We start from the raw sequence: 18,935 nt of genomic DNA on the forward strand, positions 1-18,935 counted from the left end.
ATTTTATTTTAAAGTTATGTCGTAAAAATTATGTCCTTAAAAGAAAGATACGATTACATCATTGTTGGTGCTGGTTCTGCTGGTTGTGTTCTGGCAAACAGACTGACGGAAGATCCAAGTGTTGAGGTTTTGCTGCTGGAAACCGGAGGCAGTGATAAGAGCATTTTTATTCAGATGCCAACAGCCTTGTCCATTCCAATGAATACCAAGAAATACAATTGGCAATTCGAAACGGAACCGGAACCTTTCTTAAACGACCGTAAGATGCACTGTCCGCGAGGGAAAGTGTTGGGTGGCTCTTCTTCCATCAATGGCATGGTGTACGTCAGAGGGCATGCCAAAGATTTTGACGAATGGCAGCAAGAGGGCGCTGAAGGATGGGATTACGCTCACTGTTTACCTTACTTTAAAAAAGCTGAAACCTGGTCATTTGGTGGCAATGTTTATCGAGGCGGCGAAGGGCCGCTGGCGGTGAATAACGGCAATGAAATGGAAAATCCGCTGTATCAGGCATTTATTGATGCCGGAGTTGAAGCTGGGTACTTTCATACCGAAGACTACAACGCCAAGTTGCAGGAAGGCTTCGGGCCAATGCACATGACCATCAAAGACGGTGTTCGCTGGTCTACGGCCAATGCTTACTTAAAACCAGCACTGAAGCGACCGAACTTAACGGTGGTGACTCATGCGTTGGTTCATAAGGTTTTGCTGGAGGGCAAGCGTGCAGTTGGTATTCAGTTTGAAAAGCAAGGCCAGACACAGCAAGTTCTAACTAAGAAAGAAGTAATTCTATCTGCAGGGCCTATTGGTTCGCCTCATTTGCTGCAACTTTCAGGCATCGGCTCAAAAGACGTGTTACAAAAAGCCGGCATTGAGCTGAAACATGAGTTACCGGGCGTCGGCGAGAACCTGCAAGACCATCTGGAGTTTTACTTCCAGTTCAAATGCAAACAACCGATCACCCTGAATGGTAAATTGGACCTTTGGAACAAGTTTTGGATTGGCGCCCGTTGGTTCTTTACCCGTAAAGGCTTGGGGGCGACCAATCATTTTGAATCCTGCGGGTTTATTCGTTCTAAGAAGGGCGTTGAGTGGCCAGACCTTCAATACCACTTTCTGCCTGCTGCGATGCGCTATGACGGTCAGAGTGCCTTCGCCGGCCATGGGTTTCAGGTTCATATCGGCCATAATAAGCCCAAGAGTCGTGGCTATGTCCATGTTATGAGTGCCGACCCGAAACAAAGTCCGGCCATTCGATTTAATTACCTGGAACACGAAGAGGATCGGGAAGGTTTTCGAGATTGCGTACGATTAACGCGCGAAATCATCAATCAACCTGCTTTTGATGCTTTCCGTGACGGAGAAATCCAGCCGGGAGAGCAAATTCAAACAAATGATCAAATAGACGACTTTATTCGTGATACAGTAGAAAGCGCTTATCATCCAAGCTGTTCATGCAAAATGGGAAGTGATGAGATGGCGGTGGTCGACTCGCAAACACGAGTGCACGGAATCGAACAATTACGTGTTGTTGACTCGTCCATTTTTCCGACCATTACTAACGGGAATCTGAATGCACCCACCATCATGGTGGCCGAACGAGCCGCTGACTTGATCAAAGGGTGTGACACGCTTGCGCCACTTAACGAAGAGGTTGGTATGGAAGCCGATTGGAAATCAAAACAAAAAACGAATAACCCAACACGGGCGATCTAAGGATTAAGAGGAAAATGAAAAAACTACATAAGTTGTTTTTGTCAGCGGTTTTGGCTGCTCCACTTTCAGTATCTGCAAACCAATGTGAAACCGTCCGCTTTTCAGACGTAGGTTGGACCGACATTACAGCAACCACTGCAATTGCATCCGTTGTGTTAGAAAATATTGGTTACAAGACAAAAACTCAGTTGTTGTCTGTGCCTGTGACGTACAAGTCATTAGAGAATAAAGACATTGATGTATTTCTTGGTAACTGGATGCCAACCATGGAAGGAGACATCAAGGCGTATCGTGAGAAAGGCACCGTAGAAACCATCCATAAAAATCTGGATGGTGCTAAGTACACACTGGCAGTTCCTAAGCATGTATACGACGCAGGCGTTAAAACCTTTGCTGATATTGCGAAGCATGCCGATAAGTTTGATAGCAAAATTTATGGTATTGAGCCAGGCAACGATGGCAATCGCCTGATTCAGGACATGATTGATCAAGACGCATTTGGCCTGAAAGGCTTCAAAGTGGTTGAGTCCAGTGAAGCGGGTATGTTGTCTCAGGTGAAGCGTAAGCAGCGTCGTAATAAGTGGATCGTATTTTTAGGTTGGGAGCCGCATCCAATGAACGCGAATTTTGAATTGGCGTATCTGGAAGGTGGTGATGACTTTTTTGGTCCGAACCTGGGCGGTGCAACGGTACACACCAACGTGCGTAAAAACTACGTTCAGGAATGCGCCAACGTAGGCCAGTTCCTGCAGAACCTGACGTTTTCGCTTCAAATGGAAAATGATGTCATGTCAGCCATTATGGACGAAGGCAAAGCCCCTAAAGCGGCCGCTACTGAGTGGTTAAAAGAGAACCCACAAGTATTGGAGAACTGGTTAGAGAACGTTAAAGACATTAAAGATCAGCCAGCACTGGCAACGTTGAAGAAAAACCTGAAGTTGAACTAATCTGACTTCATTCATTTAATAATAAGCCGGACATTGATCCGGCTTATTATTATTAAATTCATCCAAATCAGGAATCTTATGAGTTGGATCACCGAGAATAAACTGCCCATTGGCGATTGGGCAGAAACTGCGATTGATAGTTTAATCGAACACAGCGGAGCATTTTTTGATTTTATAGCGATGTCTCTTGAGTTTTTAATTCAAGGGGTAATAGACGGTTTGTCTGCTTTGCATCCTTTGTTATTCATAGCATTGGTTGCTGTATTTTCTTTATGGCGGCAACGGCATTGGGGAACCGCGCTGTTTTGCGCTTTGTCTCTTGGCTTAATTTGGAATTTGGGGTATTGGCAACAAACCATAGAAACCCTGTCACTGGTGCTCTTTGCCACCGGCTTTTGTGTTTTGATCGGTGTGCCTATTGGTATTGCTGCCGCGCACAGACCTATGCTGTACCGAGTGCTTCGGCCGATCCTTGATTTAATGCAGACGATCCCAACGTTTGTCTATCTGATTCCGACCCTGACATTGTTTGGCTTAGGCGTGGTACCTGGCCTGATCTCTACTATTGTGTTTGCCATTGCCGCGCCCATCCGACTGACTTATCTGGGTATTTCTGAAGTGCCTAAAGAGTTGCTTGAAGCAGGAAAAGCCTTTGGTTGTACTAACCAAAATCTCTTGGTGAAAATTGAAGTCCCGGCAGCGATGTCGAGCATTCGTGCCGGCGTTACCCAGTGCATCATGTTGTCTTTATCAATGGTTGTGATTGCTGCACTGGTGGGTGCGGACGGGTTGGGTAAACCCGTGGTGAGAGCACTGAATACCGTGGACATTGCCATGGGGTTTGAAGCGGGTTTGGCCATTGTATTGATCGCCATCATGCTAGATCGTTTGTCCAGAAGTCATCAAAAATAAATACGGGTTGTTAGCGAAATGATTGAGTTTAAAAACGTCGATGTGGTATTTGGCAAACAACCTGAGCGGGCTTTAACCTTGTTGGATCAAGGGCTGAGCCGCAATGAGATTCTGACTCAGACGGGTTTGACGGCTGCTGTTCGTAATGCCAGCTTATCTGTGGATAAGGGCGAAATTTGTGTGCTGATGGGGTTGTCTGGTTCGGGTAAATCCAGTTTGTTGCGTGCGGCCAATGGCCTTAACTCGATTACTCGGGGTGAGGTTCAGATCAAAACGGATCAAGGTATGCAGGACTTTCTGGCGCTGGACGAAGCCGAGAAGCGTAAAGTTCGGATGGAACGCATAACTATGGTGTTTCAGAAGTTTGCGTTGATGCCTTGGCTGACGGTGTATCAGAACGTGGCATTTGGCCTGGAGCAGAAAGGCTTAGGTAAGCGTGAAATTCGTGAAAAAGTCATGCATCAGCTGGACTTGGTTGGCTTGTCTCAGTGGGCTAAAAAGCGACCATCGGAGTTGTCCGGAGGTATGCAGCAACGCGTTGGTTTGTCTCGGGCGTTGGCCATGGAAACAGACATCATCCTGATGGATGAACCATTTTCTGCGCTGGACCCCTTGATTCGAAATCAGCTTCAGGATGAATTACTTCGACTGCAAGAACAGTTGAATAAAACCGTATTGTTTGTCAGTCACGATCTGGACGAAGCGCTCAAGCTGGGTAATCATATTGCCATTATGAAGGACGGTCAGATCGTTCAGCATGACACGCCCGAGAATATTATTCTTAATCCGGCGGATGAATATGTTCGTAACTTTGTAGCACACACTAACCCAGTGGACGTGCTGAAGGCCCATGCGATTCAACGACCGTTGAGTGCTTTGGATAAAACCGGTGAAAGCTATTGTTTAAGTCATCGCTACGACTACTGGTTGGACTCAGGTCATTCCATTGAAACCAGCAAAGTGCGTTATGGTCAAACGGAGTTAGCCATTCAGTCTTGGATTCCAGGTCGATCCATTGAAGAGCTAGCCAAATCACCTACAGTGGTGCCGCTGGACTCTTCAATGAAAGATGTGATGGAGATCCGGTATCACACAGGACATGGCGTATTTACAACCAATAACCAACAGATTGTCGGTTATGTAGGGGATAAAGACATTTATCATGCATTGCTGGGTAAGCTGTTGGAAGACGACTAGCGTTTAAGTTTTTTTAGTCGGGATAAAAAACGGAGCCAATTGGCTCCGTTTTTTCGTTCAGGCTGCCCGTTAGCTTTGGGGCGTGCCTTTTACTTTTTCACGTAATGATTGAATCATCACATAAAACGCCGGAATCAGCAGTGTCCCTATCACGGTAGCGGCCATCATACCGCCGAACACGGTGAAGCCGATGGAGTGACGGCTGGCTGCGCCTGCGCCGACCGCTAAGATCAGAGGCAAGATGCCGAGGACGAATGACAGCGCGGTCATAAGTACCGCCCGGAAACGCATGGTAGCGGCCGTTAAAGCGGCCTCTTTGATAGAGACTTTATCGTCTTCCCGCTTGGACTTGGCAAACTCGACAATCAAAATGGCGTTCTTGGTGGCTAAGCCGATTAATAACACCATCCCCACTTGAGCGTATAAGTCGAATGGGTTGTTCATCGCAAACAGCATGCCGATGGCGCCCAGAATTGCGATCGGAACAGAAAGCATTACCGGAATCGGAACACTCCAGCTTTCGTATTGAGCGACCAGGAATAAGTACACAAAAATCAACGCTAAACTGAACAGAATCGGTGCCAGGTTACCTGCAATGATTTGCTGGTAAGCCATCCCCGTCCATTGAGAGTCGTAGCCGTCCGGTAAAGACGTTTTGGCAAGTCGCTCGGCAGCGGCCATGGCTTCACCGGTGCTGTAACCCGGTGCCGGAATGATGTTAACGGTCACTGAGTTGAACATGTTGTAACGATTGATCACGTCCGGGCCAAGCACTGAGCTGGTGGTCAGCAGGGTACTTAGCGGAACCATTTCACCTTCAGAGGTCCTTACGTGAAGTTTGGCTAAATCACTTTCGTCGTCACGAAACTCTGCTTCTGCCTGAATCATTACGCGATAGACCTGACCAAATTTATTAAAGTCGTTTACATAGAGCGAACCTAGCTGAGCCTGTAACGTCATGAAGACTTCTGATAATGGAATTTCCAGATTCTTGGTTTTAACGCGGTCGACATCAACGAACAGTTGAGGAATGTCTGCGGTAAACGTACTGAAAGCAAAGCGAATTTCCGGTGCCTGGTTCGCGGCCAGAATAAAACTGCGCATAGCGGCCGCCAATGACTGTGCATCTCGGCCCTGAAGGTCGGTAAGCACTAACTCAAGACCGCTGGTACCGCCTAAACCAGGAATGGCTGGTGTCGAGAAGGCTCGGATGTTGGCGCTTGAAATAGACGCTAATTTGGCCTGTACTTTCTGCAAAATAGCTTGCTGATGAAGGGCCGGGTCTTTTCGTTCATCCCAGTGATCCAGAGTAACAATGGCCAGACCGGCATTGGAAGAAACAGCTCCGGAAATCAGGCTGAAACCACTAACCGTCATCACATTACTGATGCCCGCTTCTTTATTGATGGCATCCGTTACTTCTTTCATGACTTCACCGGTCCGGTTAAGTGCTGAACCGTCCGGTAGCTGAATATCCACCATGAAATAGCCTTTATCTTCGTTCGGGATGAAGCCTTTCGGAAGAATATTCATTAAACCACCGATGGATACGAACACCACGGCCAAGGTAATAACCACAAGTGAGATACGCTTAATACTGAAACTGACGGCTCGACTGTAAGACGCAGTGATGCGATCAAAGACATTATTAAACGCAGTAAAGAATCGGTTGGGTTTGAACTTGCCAGGCTTCAACAAAGAGGCACACAAGGCAGGACTTAAAGTCAGTGCATTAATTGAGGAAATCAGTACAGCGATTGAAATGGTGACCGCAAATTGGTTGTACATTTGGCCTGTGATGCCGGGCATCAAAGAGACGGGTACAAAAACAGCCAATAATACTAAGGTGGTTGCAACCACAGGGCCGCTCACTTCTTTCATGGAAACACGTGTGGCTTCAACAGGAGAGAGCCCTTCTTCCAAGTGCCTTTGAACGTTTTCTACCACGACAATGGCATCATCCACCACGATACCCACAGCGAGAATTAGCCCGAACAAACTGACCGTGTTAATGGAGAAACCAAGCGCCAGCATGACCGCAAAGGTACCCACCAAAGATACCGGAATAGCAATGGCAGGAATAAGTGTTGAGCGCCAATCCTGCAAAAAGATAAATACCACCAGAATGACCAGGAACACGGCCTGGAACAGGGCAAGTACTACTTCATCAATGGAGGTTTTAATGAACTTGGTGGTGTCGTAAAGAATTTCATATTCAATGTCTTCCGGGAATCGGGCGGAAAGCTCATCCATTAATTTGTAAACGTCTTCCGCCACTTGCAATGCATTGGCATCCGGAGACTGGTAAATAGCAAGTAACACACCGGGTTGATTATTTAATTCGCCGTACCAACTGTAACTTGCGGAACCCAATTGAATTCGGGCAATGTCTTTCAAAAAGACACTGGAACCGTCTGAGCGAGACCTTACGATGAGGTTGTTAAATTCTTCTTCTGACGTTAATCGACCTTTCGCTTTTAAGGTGTACTGGAATTGCTGCTCAGGAGGTGAAGGCGCAGCGCCTAACTGGCCCGCAGCGACTTGTACATTTTGCTCTGAAATGACTGACTGTACATCGGCTGTGGTTACCCCCAGCGATGCCATGCGCTCTGGGTCCAGCCAGATACGCATGCCGTAGTCCATTTCACCCATAATGGTCGCATCACTGATGCCGTTAATACGAGAAATGTCATTCTTTACGTTAATGCTGGTGAAGTTGGACAGGAAGAGGCCGTCGTAGGTTTCTTTAGGGGAATATAAATTTACGATCAATAACATGTCGGTGGATTTTTTCTCCACCGCAACGCCTTGCTTCACTACATCGGAAGGCAGTTTTGGGTTGGCCCGGCTGACTCGGTTTTGCACATCGATTTGTGCCATGTCCGGATCGGTACCAATTTCAAACGTAACGCTGAGTGTGTAGCTGCCATCATTGGCGCTCTTCGAAGACATGTACAACATGCCTTCAACTCCGTTGACTTCTTCTTCAATGGGGGCAGCAACGGTTTCTTGGACCACTTGTGCATCAGCACCAGGGTAAGATGCAGTCACCTGGATGACCGGAGGCGATATTTTCGGGAATTCTGCGATGGGCAGAACCTGCATAGCGATCAAACCCGCCAACGAAATTACAATAGCAATTACGAAGGCAAATTTGGGTCGGCTAATAAAAAACTGGCTAAACATGGCAAAAATCCTTTTTTATTTTGCGGCCGGTAACGTCGCAGTTTGCGAAGTCGCTTTACCACCGATGCGGACTTTTTGAAGACCGTCAACGATGACTTGTTCACCGACTTCAAGCCCTGATTTTACGGCGTAATTGATGCCTTTCTTGGAACCCAATTCAACAGGGCGTTTTTCGACCAGGTTGTCTTCGCCGAGAATGAGTACAAACTTACCGGATTGATCTTCTTGAATGGATTTTTGAGGAATGACTAACTGATCGACGCCTTCGCCTCGTTCAACCAACATAGTGACGTGTTGGCCTGGTAACAGGAAGTTATCCGGGTTTGGAAACTGTGCTCGTATCTTAATGGTGCCTGTGGTTTGATCCACTCGATTGTCCAGAAAATCGAACGCCCCTTCATGTGGATAAATCGTACCTGTTGGCAGCTTTAATTTTGCGATCAGTTCTGGCATCGGTTTACCAGCTTGCTTCGCAGCCATTCTTTCTTCTCGGAACGTAATTAGCTCTCGTTCACTGATTTGGAAGCTGACGTACATAGGGTCAGTTTTTACTAAGGTCGCGAGCGTTGTGCTTGGGGTAATTAAATCGCCAATACTGACTTTTGCCTGGCTCATGCTGCCGTCGGTTGAGGCATGGATTTTGGTGTAGCTTAAATTTAACTCTGCTGTTTTCAGGGCCGCTTTAGAGACTTTAATGGCTGCGTCGGCTTGCAGTTTTTTGCTGGTTAACTGATCCATCTGAGATTCACTGATCGCCCCTTTGACGATTAACTCTTTGCCCCGCTTGTAGTTACGCTGTGCTTCGTCTTCGGCGGCTTTGTCCTGAGCCACTTTCGCTTGAGCTTTGGTGACTTCGGCGTCGTAGGTATCGCTGTCCAGTTCAAACAAAAGGTCGCCTTTTTTCACGTTTACGCCATCGCCTACGTGTTGTTTGACTAAGTAACCTTGCACTCGGGCCTGAATATTGACGTCTTCTTTGGCTTCGGTTTTACCAACGAATTCTTTGCTTGGGTTTACTTTTTCAGACGTGACTTGAATAACGCTTACTTTAGGCGCTGGCATGTTAGCTTGGTTTTGGGTTGCAGGGTCATCCGAACAAGCGATCAGGAATAAACTGGAAAGTGTCAGTGTGGGTATGAGTAAGCGTTTTTTCATTGGGGGGATTGTCCATAACATTATGATTAAGAATAAAAATTATCATAATGGAATTTAATGAATAAGTTCACCATTGGTTTACAATTTCGTAACTGTTTATATATCCAGTGGTGTGCTATTGTTTGATTGCTGTTATTGATCGTATTCGTCGTAATTGGTTCCTTTTATTTATGGCAGAACATTTCTTGGCTGCTGAACGCAGCTTTACTGTTGAACATCACGCCACAGTTGATAAGCGTTCCGGGACTGAGCCTGGTGCCCGAAAAATAATACACGTAGATTGCGATTGCTTTTTTGCGGCGGTGGAAGTCCGGGATAATCCTGCGTTACTGAATAAACCCATCGTAGTGGGGGGGAGTCCCAACGGCCGGGGTGTGGTTGCTACGGCCAGTTATGAAGCGCGCAAATTTGGTGTTCGGTCAGCCATGTCATCCGCTCAGGCACTCAAGTTGTGTCCGCACCTGATTTTTGTAAAACCCAGAATGGACGTTTATCGAACCGTTTCTCAACAGATCCACACCATTTTTTCAGATTACACCGACTTGATTGAACCCTTGTCTTTGGATGAAGCATACCTTGATGTTTCTGAAAGTACGGACTGTAAAGGCAGTGCAACTTTGATGGCGGAAGAAATCCGGGCTCGTATTGAACAGGTGACCGGGATTACTGCCTCGGCTGGTGTAGCACCGAATAAGTTTTTAGCCAAAATCGCGAGTGACTGGAATAAACCCAACGGCGTGTTTGTGGTTACGCCTGCTCAGGTTGAGGCATTTGTGGTGGGTTTACCTGTGGGTAAAATACACGGCGTTGGTAAAGTCATGCAAAAAAAACTGTCAGACTTAGGCATTAAAACCTGCGGTGATCTACGAGCGTTGGATTTACTGACTATGGTGGAACGTTTTGGCAGTTTTGGGCCAAGACTTTATGATTTGGCTCGCGGTAAAGATAACCGGGAAGTCCGGGCAGAACGCAGGCGAAAATCTTTAAGCGTCGAACATACCTTTGAGCGGGATTTAGATACGTTTGCTCAGCTGGAAGCCGAAGTACCGGCCTTATTAAACCAGCTGGAAACACGGTTACAGAAGCGATTGAAAGACGATTATCTGATCAATAAGTTGTTCGTGAAAGTGAAATTCAATGATTTTGTACAGACCACACTGGACTCGGCGCAAGAGCAATTGCGGTCCTGCGCTGGTTCTCAGCATGAATACATTGAACTATTAAAAGTGGCGTGTGAAAGGAAGGATAAGCCGATCCGCTTGATCGGCTTAGGTGTCGGTTTAAAAGATATGCGCAGTGACGGGGAGCTGACTCAGTTAGACCTCTTTGATTCGGACTGCGATTAATCTTTGAAAACTGGCCTTTTGCCGCTTAACCGAATGACTTTGAAGCTTTTGTTATGCGCCAGCAGGTCGATTCGTTTGAAGTATTTCTTTGCTTTTTCTTCCAGTGGAATGAAGGCGTTCACTACAAACAGTGCTGCACCGCCCGATACCAGCAGTCGCCGGGTAGTAGCAAGAAAGCGATCAGTCATCTCATTTTCCACTGAAAACCCCTGATGAAATGGCGGGTTGCAAACGATGGCATCAAAAGGGTCTGTGATGGTGTCTGCGCAGTTGGCTGGAATGATATCGGCTTCCATGTCATTGGCCGCCAGCGTTGCCTGAATGGCTGCAATGGCGGAGGCGTTATTGTCGGTGCCAACAAAGGTGGAGAAGCCATAAGGTTTCATATTGGCTAACAGGTAACCGTAGCCACAGCCCAAATCCAGTACCCGACCTGTTTTGAGGTCGTCTGAAATGTTTTGTCGCTTAATGAACTCAGGCATTTGTTCTATCAACAAATCACTGCCCTGATCAATTTTGTTCCAACCGAACACACCGGGTTTGCTGATAAAGGTTAAGCCGTTATTTGTTCCGATGGTGGTCAGCTCTGAATAGTTTTTATCGTCCAGTTTGGTTTGATCCGAATGGTGGTTATGGAGACTGGCGAGCCATAAGTCTTTGTTGAGCTTTTCTATTTGCTTGTCGCAATTCAGGTATTTAGCGGCTTTGTCTGTGTAGGTTTTAATGCCTTCGTGTTTCCCTCCGGCAAGGTATAAAAGGCCACCTTCTTTTAGCACACTGGCTGACTGGTTTATGATGTGGTGAACCACCGCTTTTTCTTTGGACACTCGGTACAGGATGGCTTCAAACAAGCTGCGATCAAACACTGAAAAATCGAAATCACTGAATAAACACTCAATTCCGGACTTTTTCAGTGCATTGACCTGATCAATCCGGTTCGACAGGAAAGTGATTTGCAGGTGTTTAGGCAGTAATGACGGATGTAAGTCGAAGGGGTGTTCATCTAATACCCAAAGTACCGGCCCAGTACAGTTTTGAATTTGGTCGAGAAAAGTTTGGTTCAATGTATGCACTAGCGGATACTCTCAATTTCTTGTTGGGTTAAGGGGCGGTATTCGCCGGGTTCCAGCGTCGGGTCCAGAATAATGTCGCCAATTTGGCTGCGATGCAAATCAATCACTTCGTTACCTGTGGCAGCAAACATGCGCTTCACCTGATGAAACATGCCTTCCGAAATGGTCAGTTCCACCAATGTCGACTCTATGACCTTGACGGCGGCAGGGCGGGTTTTACGTTCTTCACTTTTGAAATAAATGCCAGCCGTTAACATTTCAATGGCTTTGTCGGTAATTTCTTTGTCTAAACTGACCAGATACTGCTTTTTGCACTCGTGATTTGGGCTGGTGACTTTATGAGCCCATTGACCGTCGTTGGTTAGCAATACCAAACCTGTGGTATCTACATCCAACCGGCCTGCTGGGTGAAGGCCTCTGGCGGGTTCGTCAATTAAGTCGATCACGGTTGGGTACTGACCGTCTTCGGTGGAAGAAATAAAACCGGACGGTTTATGCAGCATCAGATATTGGGTGCCCAAGTGTCGAATGGGTGTGTCATTAATGCAGACCTCATCGTCAATGGATATATGCAGGGACGGGTCGGTGATGATGGACTCATTGACCGTCACTTGTTTCTTTTTAATGGCTTTTTTAGCTTCACTGCGAGTAATGCTCGCATTGTGACAAAGGTATTTATCTAGGCGCATGACTGTAACTTGAGTAACTGTAACTTGAATAAATAATACTTAATTAAGCATAACGTGATTAACTGTTTTTGAACGAATCAGCTTGAACGAAAAGGCTTGAGTGTAATTAATAACAACGGAATCTATTGTAACAGACCCGTCTGTCATGGTTAGGAAGAATTTGAGCTGAATTTAGGTTGTTCGGCAACGGCAAGTGCTCCGCGCCCGGATTTTTTTACTTGGTACATGGCGTGATCCGCCGAGATGATCAATTGGTCTATGTCATTGCCGTGCTCCGGATACAGAGAAATGCCAATGCTGCAGCCGATTCGAATGACCTGATTATTGATTTCGAAAGGGCGGTTGATCACGGCGATTAATTCGGTAGCGACCAGTTCGGCATCCGGTCGGTTGTCTGTGTCATCCAATAACACTAAAAACTCATCCCCGCCAATTCTTGCCAAGGTATCGGACTCCCGAAGTCGCTCAATGATGCGTTTGGTTACCTGAATAAGAAGCTGATCGCCAGTTGAATGACCGAAGCGGTCATTGACCGGTTTGAATTTGTCCAGATCAATGTAAAGCAAAGAAAAGCCACGGCTTTCCCGCTTGGCTCGTGCAATGGATTTTTCCAGCAGAACATTAAAGAAGCTCCGGTTAGGAATTCCGGTTAATGAATCGTGATGCGCCATGTGAGAAAGCTGCTCTTGAAGCTGCTTTCGTTCGTTGGCGTAAATGCTGTTGCTGCACAGCTCGGACACCGAGGCCAAGAACAGTTCGTTGCCCGAGATGTCTGATTTATTCTCTGGCTTGAATTCTGAAATGAGGGCCCCTTGCACTTGTTTACCGACAATGATTGGGCAAATAACTGCGTTGTCGTAAACATCGATCCCCAATAACTCCTTAGTCCGGTTGGTGTCGAGATCGGTAATGAAAGTTCGTTGTTTGATCAGTTTCTTTAACAGACTTTGAGTGAGTACGTTGGTGGATACTTTGGTGTTGGTTTCTACATTGTCGCCTGATTTGGAATAGCAGGCATAACATTGGGCGGTATCCAGGTCTTGGTTAAGCAGCCAGATGGAGCTGCGTTCGCTCTCGGTATTTGTGACTAATGACGCCAGTATTTTATAGAAGGATTGGTGCAAATGCCCTTCGTTTAAATCTTTATCGTTAGCGAGTTCAAACAACAGTTTGTTTTGTTTCATGCTTCTTTGCTGAATCTCATGTTCGTAATTCAGGCTTTGCCTTAATTTTTCGATGGCTTCTCTGAGGATGTTGGTTAAACGGCCGATTTCATCTTTGCGTGTTTTTTCTTTCGGTATATGAACGTCCTCCAAAGAGGCTGTGTTTTCGAAGGTATTAATTAAGCGAGATAAAGGCAGCGATATCCAGCGTCGTAAATACAAAAATGAAATCAAGCCAATGATTGCCGCAGTAATTAACTGGTTATAAAGAACCTGGTTGAAAGTGGATTGGCTTTGGTTGATGAATTCTCGTGGCATCTCAGTACTCAGGGCGATATTCAGTTTACCGTAGATATCGGTCAGGTATTTTGAAGCAACCAGTTTATTGGGTTGTTTCTCAATGATGATCGATTCCTGAGACAAACTTTCTTGGCTGTGATTTGTGAAAAACGCCAAGGTGGATATGGTGGTTTTGGTATTCAGTGTGGATTGACGGGATTCGAATAATTTTGGGGTCGCCAACCGAAACATGATTAACCAACCAGCAGAAGGGCCGCTGTAGTCGCCTCGCAGAATGCTGTGCACTGACACAAAATAGATTTTCTCATTAAATACCAACATTCCGGTTTTTGAATAGTTGATGTCTTCGACTAAATCAATAATGTGGCCGTGTTGCTGAACAAATTCATTTAATAAATGTGGTGTTATCGAATACCGCGCGTCTGACATAATCCCGGCTTTCAGGGTTTTATCCGGTTTAAGCAAAATAATGCCATGAGCCTTGAGTGCCTCTAAGCTGGGCGAATGGATGTTCGAGCGAACAAAGTCGTTGTTTTCGCCCCTCATAAAATCGTAGTTTTCATCCCAAATGGACCAATCAACGGTGGTGGTTTCCAGCTGATTCAACTGGCTGTTCAGAAACTGCTGGCTGTGTTCCAGCTCGCGCAAAGAAAACGCGGTTTCCAGCGTTTCCAGGTTTTTATTGACGAGCAATTGATGGCTTAATAACTGAATCAGTAAAAAAGCGACGAAGGCCGAAATCGCAACGGCCGCGATTTTAGATACAAGACTCATGAAGCTAGACGACTCGTTGGCTTATGGGTATTTGTTATTTTGTGTTTTTGGGTATTGATAACCGATTCCTTTCATCTTCTGTTAGAATTGCGGCCTTATTGGGTTTTAGACCAAATTTTCTATAAGTGTAGACCGAAATTGAGGTGATAAAAGCAGTGACGTACCAGGATCGTTTTGGCGGCATTGGCAGGCTTTACGGCGTTGATCAGTTATCCATCTATCAGACTGCGCATGCTTGTGTGGTTGGGATAGGCGGTGTGGGTTCCTGGGCGGCGGAAGGGTTGGCGCGCTCAGGGGTTGGTAAGATTACTCTGATTGATCTGGACGACATCTGTGTCACCAATGTAAATCGACAGGTGCATGCGTTGACTGAAACGGTTGGCCAGTTAAAAATTGATGTCATGGCGGATCGCATTCGATCCATCAACCCGGATTGTGAAGTGGTTACTGTGATGGATTTTGTCGATGCCAAAAATGTGGCTGACTTGATTCATAAGGATTTTGACTGCGTTGTTGATTGCATTGATAGTCTGAAACCCAAAGCGGCATTACTAAATCATTGTAAGCGTTCTAAGATTCCAATGATTTCAACCGGAGCGGCCGGTGGCCAGACTGATCCGACCAAAATTGAAATAGCGGACTTGAATAAAACGTTCAATGACCCGTTGATTCGTCGGGTTCGTTCCTGGTTACGACGCAATTACGGATATTCCCGTAACCCTAAGCGAACTTATAGCATTCCTGTTGTCTACTCTACAGAACAATTAGTGTATCCGCAGCCGGATGGCTCTGTCTGCCAGCAAAAAGCGCTGGATGACGGTTCTACCAAGTTGGACTGTAATACCGGTTTTGGTGCAGTCACTATGGTGACTGCATCGTTTGGTTTTATGGCCGCCAACAAAGCGCTGGAACTGATGACCAAGCATATTTTAAAAAAACGTCATAAAGCCGAAGCATAAAAGCGGCTTAATTATGAAGATAAGGAGATTGTCATGATTATTGATTTTAACGACGTCAATGGAACACAGGCCTATCATTTGTTGACTCAAACAGTGATCCCAAGGCCGGTTGCCTGGATTTTAACGGAGAATGAATCAGGCAATTACAACCTGGCCCCATACTCTTTCTTTACCGCAATTTGCAGCACACCACCGATTGTGATGTTTTCTGTGGGTAAGAAGCCATCGGGTGAAGTGAAAGATACGCGCCGAAATATAGAGCGAACTCAAGAATTCGTGATTCACATCGCCGGTATGGACTTAGCGAACGACATGACTGAAAGCTCAAGAACGCTTGATTACGGTGTTTCGGAAGTGGACCACTCCAACCTTGCACTGAATACCGACTGGCCTTCATCATTGCCGCGATTAGAGCAATGTCAGGTGGCCATGCACTGTGTTTTGCACAAAGTGGATGAGATCGGCGACAACAAACAAGGTGTGGTTTACGGCGAAGTCAAACATATGTACTTGTCTGAATCGGTGATCAAAACATCTGAAAGGTTGCAAGTGAATGCTGTGGGTGTTGACCCTATTGCCCGTTTAGGTGGCAGTGAATATGCAGGGCTTGGCTCGGTCATCACCATTTCAAGACCAGAATAAAGCAATCAATAACTGAGTCAGCATGGGAGTATCGTGCTTAGGTATTTTAAGATGCTGACTTGGTTTCTTTGGGCGTCATGATGTCTGTCAATTTAAAAGACTCCTCACTCAGTTGGCTACACATATGAAAAAGTGGTCAAATAATTAGAACTAATTTAACCCCCTCAACTAACCCAGTGCTTTTAGCCATTCAGGTTTCAATGCCTCGATGGCTTCTCGGGCCGAACGGGTTTGAGCGGTAAGCTGCTCGCAAAGGTGGCTTAACGTTTCCTGTGATAATGCGTTATCCAGTTCATTTAACATGCCTTGCTCTTCTCGTTGTTCGTGATGTTCGAGCACGTTTTTAAGTTGTTTCTGTCGATCCAGTAGTTCAATGACCCAACGGCGGTAAGCTGTATTTGATGGCGCACCTTCTTTGATAATCAATGCGCCTTCCTCCAGCTCTGAAGCGGATTTTGCCAGCATTTTTTCTACTTTATTATGTTCATGTTCGTAGAGGGTATGGGGCCAGCGAATGTCTTCGATTTTCTCCAATTCAGGCAGTAGGTGCTCATTCTCAAAGGTTAAATGTGCCACTTGATATTGTTGGTAGGCATTAAAAATCGTTAACGCTAGTTGAGGTTTTTGTACGAGCAGTGCCTCTTGATGCAATAAGAAGGCGTCACCAAGATACTGATGCTGTGTATCAATGGCTTCAAACAGGGAATAATGACTCATTAAGCGACCTCGAATTCTGCGTTAATTAAGATGTTTCTGGGGGTTAGTTTTCGATCGCAAAACGTGCCAACCTGGACGTTGTAACCTTGCTCTGAAAGGTACATTGCCCGATCATAAACGAGCCATAGCTCCAGTAATCGTCGAAAACTGTGTCTGGCCAGCTCCAGGCGTTCGATTTGCGCTAAGCGGCGAACGGCTTTTTCCAAATACGCTGCATAATCCAGATCTTTCGGAAGGGAGATTTGCAGGTGCAGTGCAAACTTTTGTACTAGGGCTTCAAACCCAAGTTTTATGATGGATGCGGGCGTCGATGGACAAGGCTGATAGGTGTTTTGCTCGTTATGATCCCGTTGAATTAAGTCAAAGGCGACACGCCATAGTTTCAATGTATGTCTGCTGATTTGGTCTCGCCCCGGTGCGGTTACGGTTTCTTGTACCGCCAGCGCCAAGTCTTTTTGAGACAGCTTCAACTCGCTTGATAAACCCGACATCAATTCGTATTCCCGGTGTGCGGTTTTTTGATAACAGCAAGGCGAAATACTTAACGATGGCGCGCCATGCAAGCATGATTGACGGATCACCGTTTGATGTAAATCGCCACAGGCGTGCAATGCCACCTGGTGAGCGTCAAAAATTGATGGGTTCTCAATTGGAGTCATAACATCGTGATTCAAAATGGAGACTTGAGCTAATAACTTTTCGGATACATGATTTCCGGTGTCACATAACGATGAGTCCCATTCTAACCCAATGACAGGACGTGCCGTATTGCTGTAGATCAATCGAGCCAGATGGCCTTTACCGCAACACCAGTCAGTGTATTTTGCTTTACGTGGTAAACACTGGATGAATTTTTCGATTTGGTTCAGTTTTCGTCCCGGTATCCCAGTATTGTAATGAGGGTTTCGGGTTAACGGAGTCGGCTGTTGATAACTTGGCAGAGCACTTAATTCGCTGAGCTGGCCAGTAAGGTTCAGAGCTTGCTCCGTGAAGGTGAGTAGCGACTCTGGTTCGGTTTGGAGTGTCTTGAATTCGGCATCACCCAGGTGGAGCAGAGCGTTTGCGAACTTGGGATATTGGTCCGTCCACTCGAGTGACAGGTGCTGAAAAGGCTCTGGCCGCCAAATGGATTGGTATTGAGTTAATACCTTGTCTATCGCTGAAAACCGCTGGTGGATTTGATCTCGGCTAAGTTGAGTATCACTGTTGTTCGAAACCATGAGTGAGCAAACCGTATTGCGGGAAGAAGCTGGCGAAGTGTACTGAATGTGGTGGATGACGCAAGCCCAAAGGTGACGAAGAGTGAGCTGTTTGAAATTTGCTCAGAAAAATGAAGTGTTGTGTCCTTGATCACCTTATATATTTTCAGAAGCTATAGGATTACTCTGGCGTAGTTAACCTATGTTGTTTTTTTCTGGATAGTAATCCTGTTGATTTTGATTAAAGTACTGAAAGCAAAGGGAAACATTATGGATAATATAGAGTTGCTTGAAGATGTGTTGCTAGAGTCAGGAAGCATTGATAGATATTTTGGTCGTAGGATTCCGGTGGATCTTTGGCGAGCCAAAAAGGTAAAAAGCCAAGAGCCTTTATTTAACTTGGTTGAAACGGAAATAGAAAGAAAAAGAGGTGCTCCAAGAAGACCTGATATTACGATTAAAAATGACAGGGTCTTTGTTCGGGATAGACCTAGAGGTATAAGTACCTTTGATCGCCCAAATACATTTAAAGGGCAGTGGGAATATTATAAGTTACCAGCTGGTACATTATTACCAAAAGGGTTAGTTATCGTAAAAGATTCTTATAACCCTGTTTTCGATGCAACGCACCATACTATAGCGCCTGAAATGGATATGTCGTTAGCAAAATTTAAACTTCTGCTAAATCAGTTGGCAGGAATGATAGAAAAAGATGAGATAGCTTAATGCAAGTAAAAGATGATTGGTTGGCAACCATTATATGTGCCCTTAATGATGCAATAAAATTTAATGATGCTTTAAGGAGCAGTGAAACTGTATCTGATTTAGAAGATATAGAAGAGTGGCTAATGCAGATTTTTGAGTGTAAGGAATATTTACGAGAAGAAATTGTAAAAAATCCAAAGCTGTTTGCTCAGTTAGAAAAGCATTTTAAGATTTAATGGTAGCGGCGCTAGGTCG

16 protein-coding genes are annotated in these 18,935 nt (G+C 45.7%); 9 read left to right on the forward strand and 7 right to left on the reverse strand.

Annotated features, from left to right (window positions below):
* The first annotated feature begins 30 nt into the window (after positions 1–30).
* From betA to choV, 4 genes are all read left to right on the forward strand, one after another.
* A complete protein-coding gene (gene betA / locus ABD744_RS01640) occupies positions 31–1,716 on the forward strand; it encodes a choline dehydrogenase (RefSeq protein ID WP_344794783.1) in 1,686 nt (561 codons plus the stop codon).
* Between the two features lie 14 nt (positions 1,717–1,730).
* A complete protein-coding gene (locus tag ABD744_RS01645) occupies positions 1,731–2,663 on the forward strand; it encodes a choline ABC transporter substrate-binding protein (protein WP_344794785.1) in 933 nt (310 codons plus the stop codon).
* 78 nt (positions 2,664–2,741) lie between these two features.
* The gene (gene choW, locus ABD744_RS01650) at positions 2,742–3,575 is read left to right on the forward strand and encodes a choline ABC transporter permease subunit (protein WP_344794787.1); all 834 of its coding nucleotides are present in this window, start codon (positions 2,742–2,744) and stop codon (positions 3,573–3,575) included.
* A gap of 18 nt (positions 3,576–3,593) precedes the next feature.
* Complete coding sequence (gene choV / locus ABD744_RS01655) at positions 3,594–4,772, forward strand: choline ABC transporter ATP-binding protein (protein WP_344794789.1); 1,179 nt, start codon at positions 3,594–3,596, stop codon at positions 4,770–4,772.
* A 69-nt stretch (positions 4,773–4,841) separates the two neighbouring features.
* Here the strand turns inward: choV and ABD744_RS01660 are convergent, their stop codons facing one another.
* Complete coding sequence (locus ABD744_RS01660) at positions 4,842–7,958, reverse strand: efflux RND transporter permease subunit (RefSeq protein WP_344794791.1); 3,117 nt, start codon at positions 7,956–7,958, stop codon at positions 4,842–4,844.
* 15 nt (positions 7,959–7,973) lie between these two features.
* Positions 7,974–9,113, reverse strand: coding sequence for an efflux RND transporter periplasmic adaptor subunit (locus ABD744_RS01665; RefSeq protein ID WP_344794794.1), 1,140 nt, complete (start codon positions 9,111–9,113; stop codon positions 7,974–7,976).
* Between the two features lie 170 nt (positions 9,114–9,283).
* Between ABD744_RS01665 and dinB the strand changes: the two genes are divergently transcribed.
* Positions 9,284–10,459 carry a DNA polymerase IV gene (gene dinB, locus ABD744_RS01670; protein ID WP_344794796.1) on the forward strand — a complete coding sequence of 392 codons (1,176 nt, stop codon included), beginning with the start codon at positions 9,284–9,286 and terminating at the stop codon, positions 10,457–10,459.
* On the opposite strand, the gene ABD744_RS01675 is transcribed toward dinB, so the two are convergent.
* From ABD744_RS01675 to ABD744_RS01685, 3 genes are all read right to left on the reverse strand, one after another.
* A complete protein-coding gene (locus ABD744_RS01675; RefSeq protein ID WP_344794799.1) occupies positions 10,456–11,532 on the reverse strand; it encodes a class I SAM-dependent methyltransferase in 1,077 nt (358 codons plus the stop codon). The two genes, dinB and ABD744_RS01675, sit on opposite strands and share 4 nt — an antisense overlap.
* Positions 11,532–12,221, reverse strand: coding sequence for a 16S rRNA pseudouridine(516) synthase RsuA (gene rsuA, locus ABD744_RS01680; protein WP_344794801.1), 690 nt, complete (start codon positions 12,219–12,221; stop codon positions 11,532–11,534). Before rsuA ends, ABD744_RS01675 begins: the two co-directional genes overlap by 1 nt.
* A gap of 149 nt (positions 12,222–12,370) precedes the next feature.
* The gene (locus ABD744_RS01685) at positions 12,371–14,458 is read right to left on the reverse strand and encodes a sensor domain-containing diguanylate cyclase (protein ID WP_344794803.1); all 2,088 of its coding nucleotides are present in this window, start codon (positions 14,456–14,458) and stop codon (positions 12,371–12,373) included.
* A 155-nt stretch (positions 14,459–14,613) separates the two neighbouring features.
* On the opposite strand from ABD744_RS01685, the gene tcdA reads away from it, so the two are divergent.
* Complete coding sequence (tcdA, locus tag ABD744_RS01690; RefSeq protein WP_344794805.1) at positions 14,614–15,417, forward strand: tRNA cyclic N6-threonylcarbamoyladenosine(37) synthase TcdA; 804 nt, start codon at positions 14,614–14,616, stop codon at positions 15,415–15,417.
* Positions 15,418–15,450: 33 nt separating this feature from the next.
* Positions 15,451–16,059, forward strand: a complete 609-nt coding sequence (locus ABD744_RS01695; protein ID WP_344794807.1) for a flavin reductase family protein — start codon at positions 15,451–15,453, stop codon at positions 16,057–16,059.
* Positions 16,060–16,227: 168 nt separating this feature from the next.
* Here the strand turns inward: ABD744_RS01695 and ABD744_RS01700 are convergent, their stop codons facing one another.
* Both ABD744_RS01700 and ABD744_RS01705 read right to left on the reverse strand, forming a co-directional pair.
* The gene (locus ABD744_RS01700) at positions 16,228–16,776 is read right to left on the reverse strand and encodes a hemerythrin domain-containing protein (protein WP_344794809.1); all 549 of its coding nucleotides are present in this window, start codon (positions 16,774–16,776) and stop codon (positions 16,228–16,230) included.
* Entirely contained in the window at positions 16,776–17,996 is a 1,221-nt protein-coding gene (locus ABD744_RS01705; RefSeq protein WP_344794811.1) for a methyltransferase, read from the reverse strand. The genes ABD744_RS01700 and ABD744_RS01705 overlap by 1 nt, the downstream gene beginning before the upstream one ends.
* Positions 17,997–18,245: 249 nt before the next feature.
* On the opposite strand from ABD744_RS01705, the gene ABD744_RS01710 reads away from it, so the two are divergent.
* Both ABD744_RS01710 and ABD744_RS01715 read left to right on the forward strand, forming a co-directional pair.
* The gene (locus ABD744_RS01710) at positions 18,246–18,701 is read left to right on the forward strand and encodes a Tse2 family ADP-ribosyltransferase toxin (RefSeq protein WP_344794812.1); all 456 of its coding nucleotides are present in this window, start codon (positions 18,246–18,248) and stop codon (positions 18,699–18,701) included.
* A complete protein-coding gene (locus ABD744_RS01715; RefSeq protein WP_344794813.1) occupies positions 18,701–18,916 on the forward strand; it encodes a hypothetical protein in 216 nt (71 codons plus the stop codon). Before ABD744_RS01710 ends, ABD744_RS01715 begins: the two co-directional genes overlap by 1 nt.
* The last annotated feature ends 19 nt before the right edge of the window (positions 18,917–18,935 follow it).

The sequence above is a fragment of the Litoribacillus peritrichatus genome, from assembly GCF_039537985.1.
Lineage (GTDB): Bacteria > Pseudomonadota > Gammaproteobacteria > Pseudomonadales > Litoribrevibacteraceae > Litoribacillus > Litoribacillus peritrichatus.

What these genes read in the sequence shown, in the direction of transcription:
- betA (WP_344794783.1), top strand. Translation starts at nt 31, where the DNA reads ATGTCCTTAAAAGAAAGATACGATTACATCATTGTTGGTGCTGGTTCT.
- ABD744_RS01645 (WP_344794785.1), top strand. Translation starts at nt 1,731, where the DNA reads ATGAAAAAACTACATAAGTTGTTTTTGTCAGCGGTTTTGGCTGCTCCA.
- choW (WP_344794787.1), top strand. Translation starts at nt 2,742, where the DNA reads ATGAGTTGGATCACCGAGAATAAACTGCCCATTGGCGATTGGGCAGAA.
- choV (WP_344794789.1), top strand. Translation starts at nt 3,594, where the DNA reads ATGATTGAGTTTAAAAACGTCGATGTGGTATTTGGCAAACAACCTGAG.
- ABD744_RS01660 (WP_344794791.1), bottom strand. Translation starts at nt 7,958, where the DNA reads ATGTTTAGCCAGTTTTTTATTAGCCGACCCAAATTTGCCTTCGTAATT.
- ABD744_RS01665 (WP_344794794.1), bottom strand. Translation starts at nt 9,113, where the DNA reads ATGAAAAAACGCTTACTCATACCCACACTGACACTTTCCAGTTTATTC.
- dinB (WP_344794796.1), top strand. Translation starts at nt 9,284, where the DNA reads ATGGCAGAACATTTCTTGGCTGCTGAACGCAGCTTTACTGTTGAACAT.
- rsuA (WP_344794801.1), bottom strand. Translation starts at nt 12,221, where the DNA reads ATGCGCCTAGATAAATACCTTTGTCACAATGCGAGCATTACTCGCAGT.
- ABD744_RS01685 (WP_344794803.1), bottom strand. Translation starts at nt 14,458, where the DNA reads ATGAGTCTTGTATCTAAAATCGCGGCCGTTGCGATTTCGGCCTTCGTC.
- ABD744_RS01695 (WP_344794807.1), top strand. Translation starts at nt 15,451, where the DNA reads ATGATTATTGATTTTAACGACGTCAATGGAACACAGGCCTATCATTTG.
- ABD744_RS01700 (WP_344794809.1), bottom strand. Translation starts at nt 16,776, where the DNA reads ATGAGTCATTATTCCCTGTTTGAAGCCATTGATACACAGCATCAGTAT.
- ABD744_RS01705 (WP_344794811.1), bottom strand. Translation starts at nt 17,996, where the DNA reads ATGGTTTCGAACAACAGTGATACTCAACTTAGCCGAGATCAAATCCAC.
- ABD744_RS01710 (WP_344794812.1), top strand. Translation starts at nt 18,246, where the DNA reads ATGGATAATATAGAGTTGCTTGAAGATGTGTTGCTAGAGTCAGGAAGC.
- ABD744_RS01715 (WP_344794813.1), top strand. Translation starts at nt 18,701, where the DNA reads ATGCAAGTAAAAGATGATTGGTTGGCAACCATTATATGTGCCCTTAAT.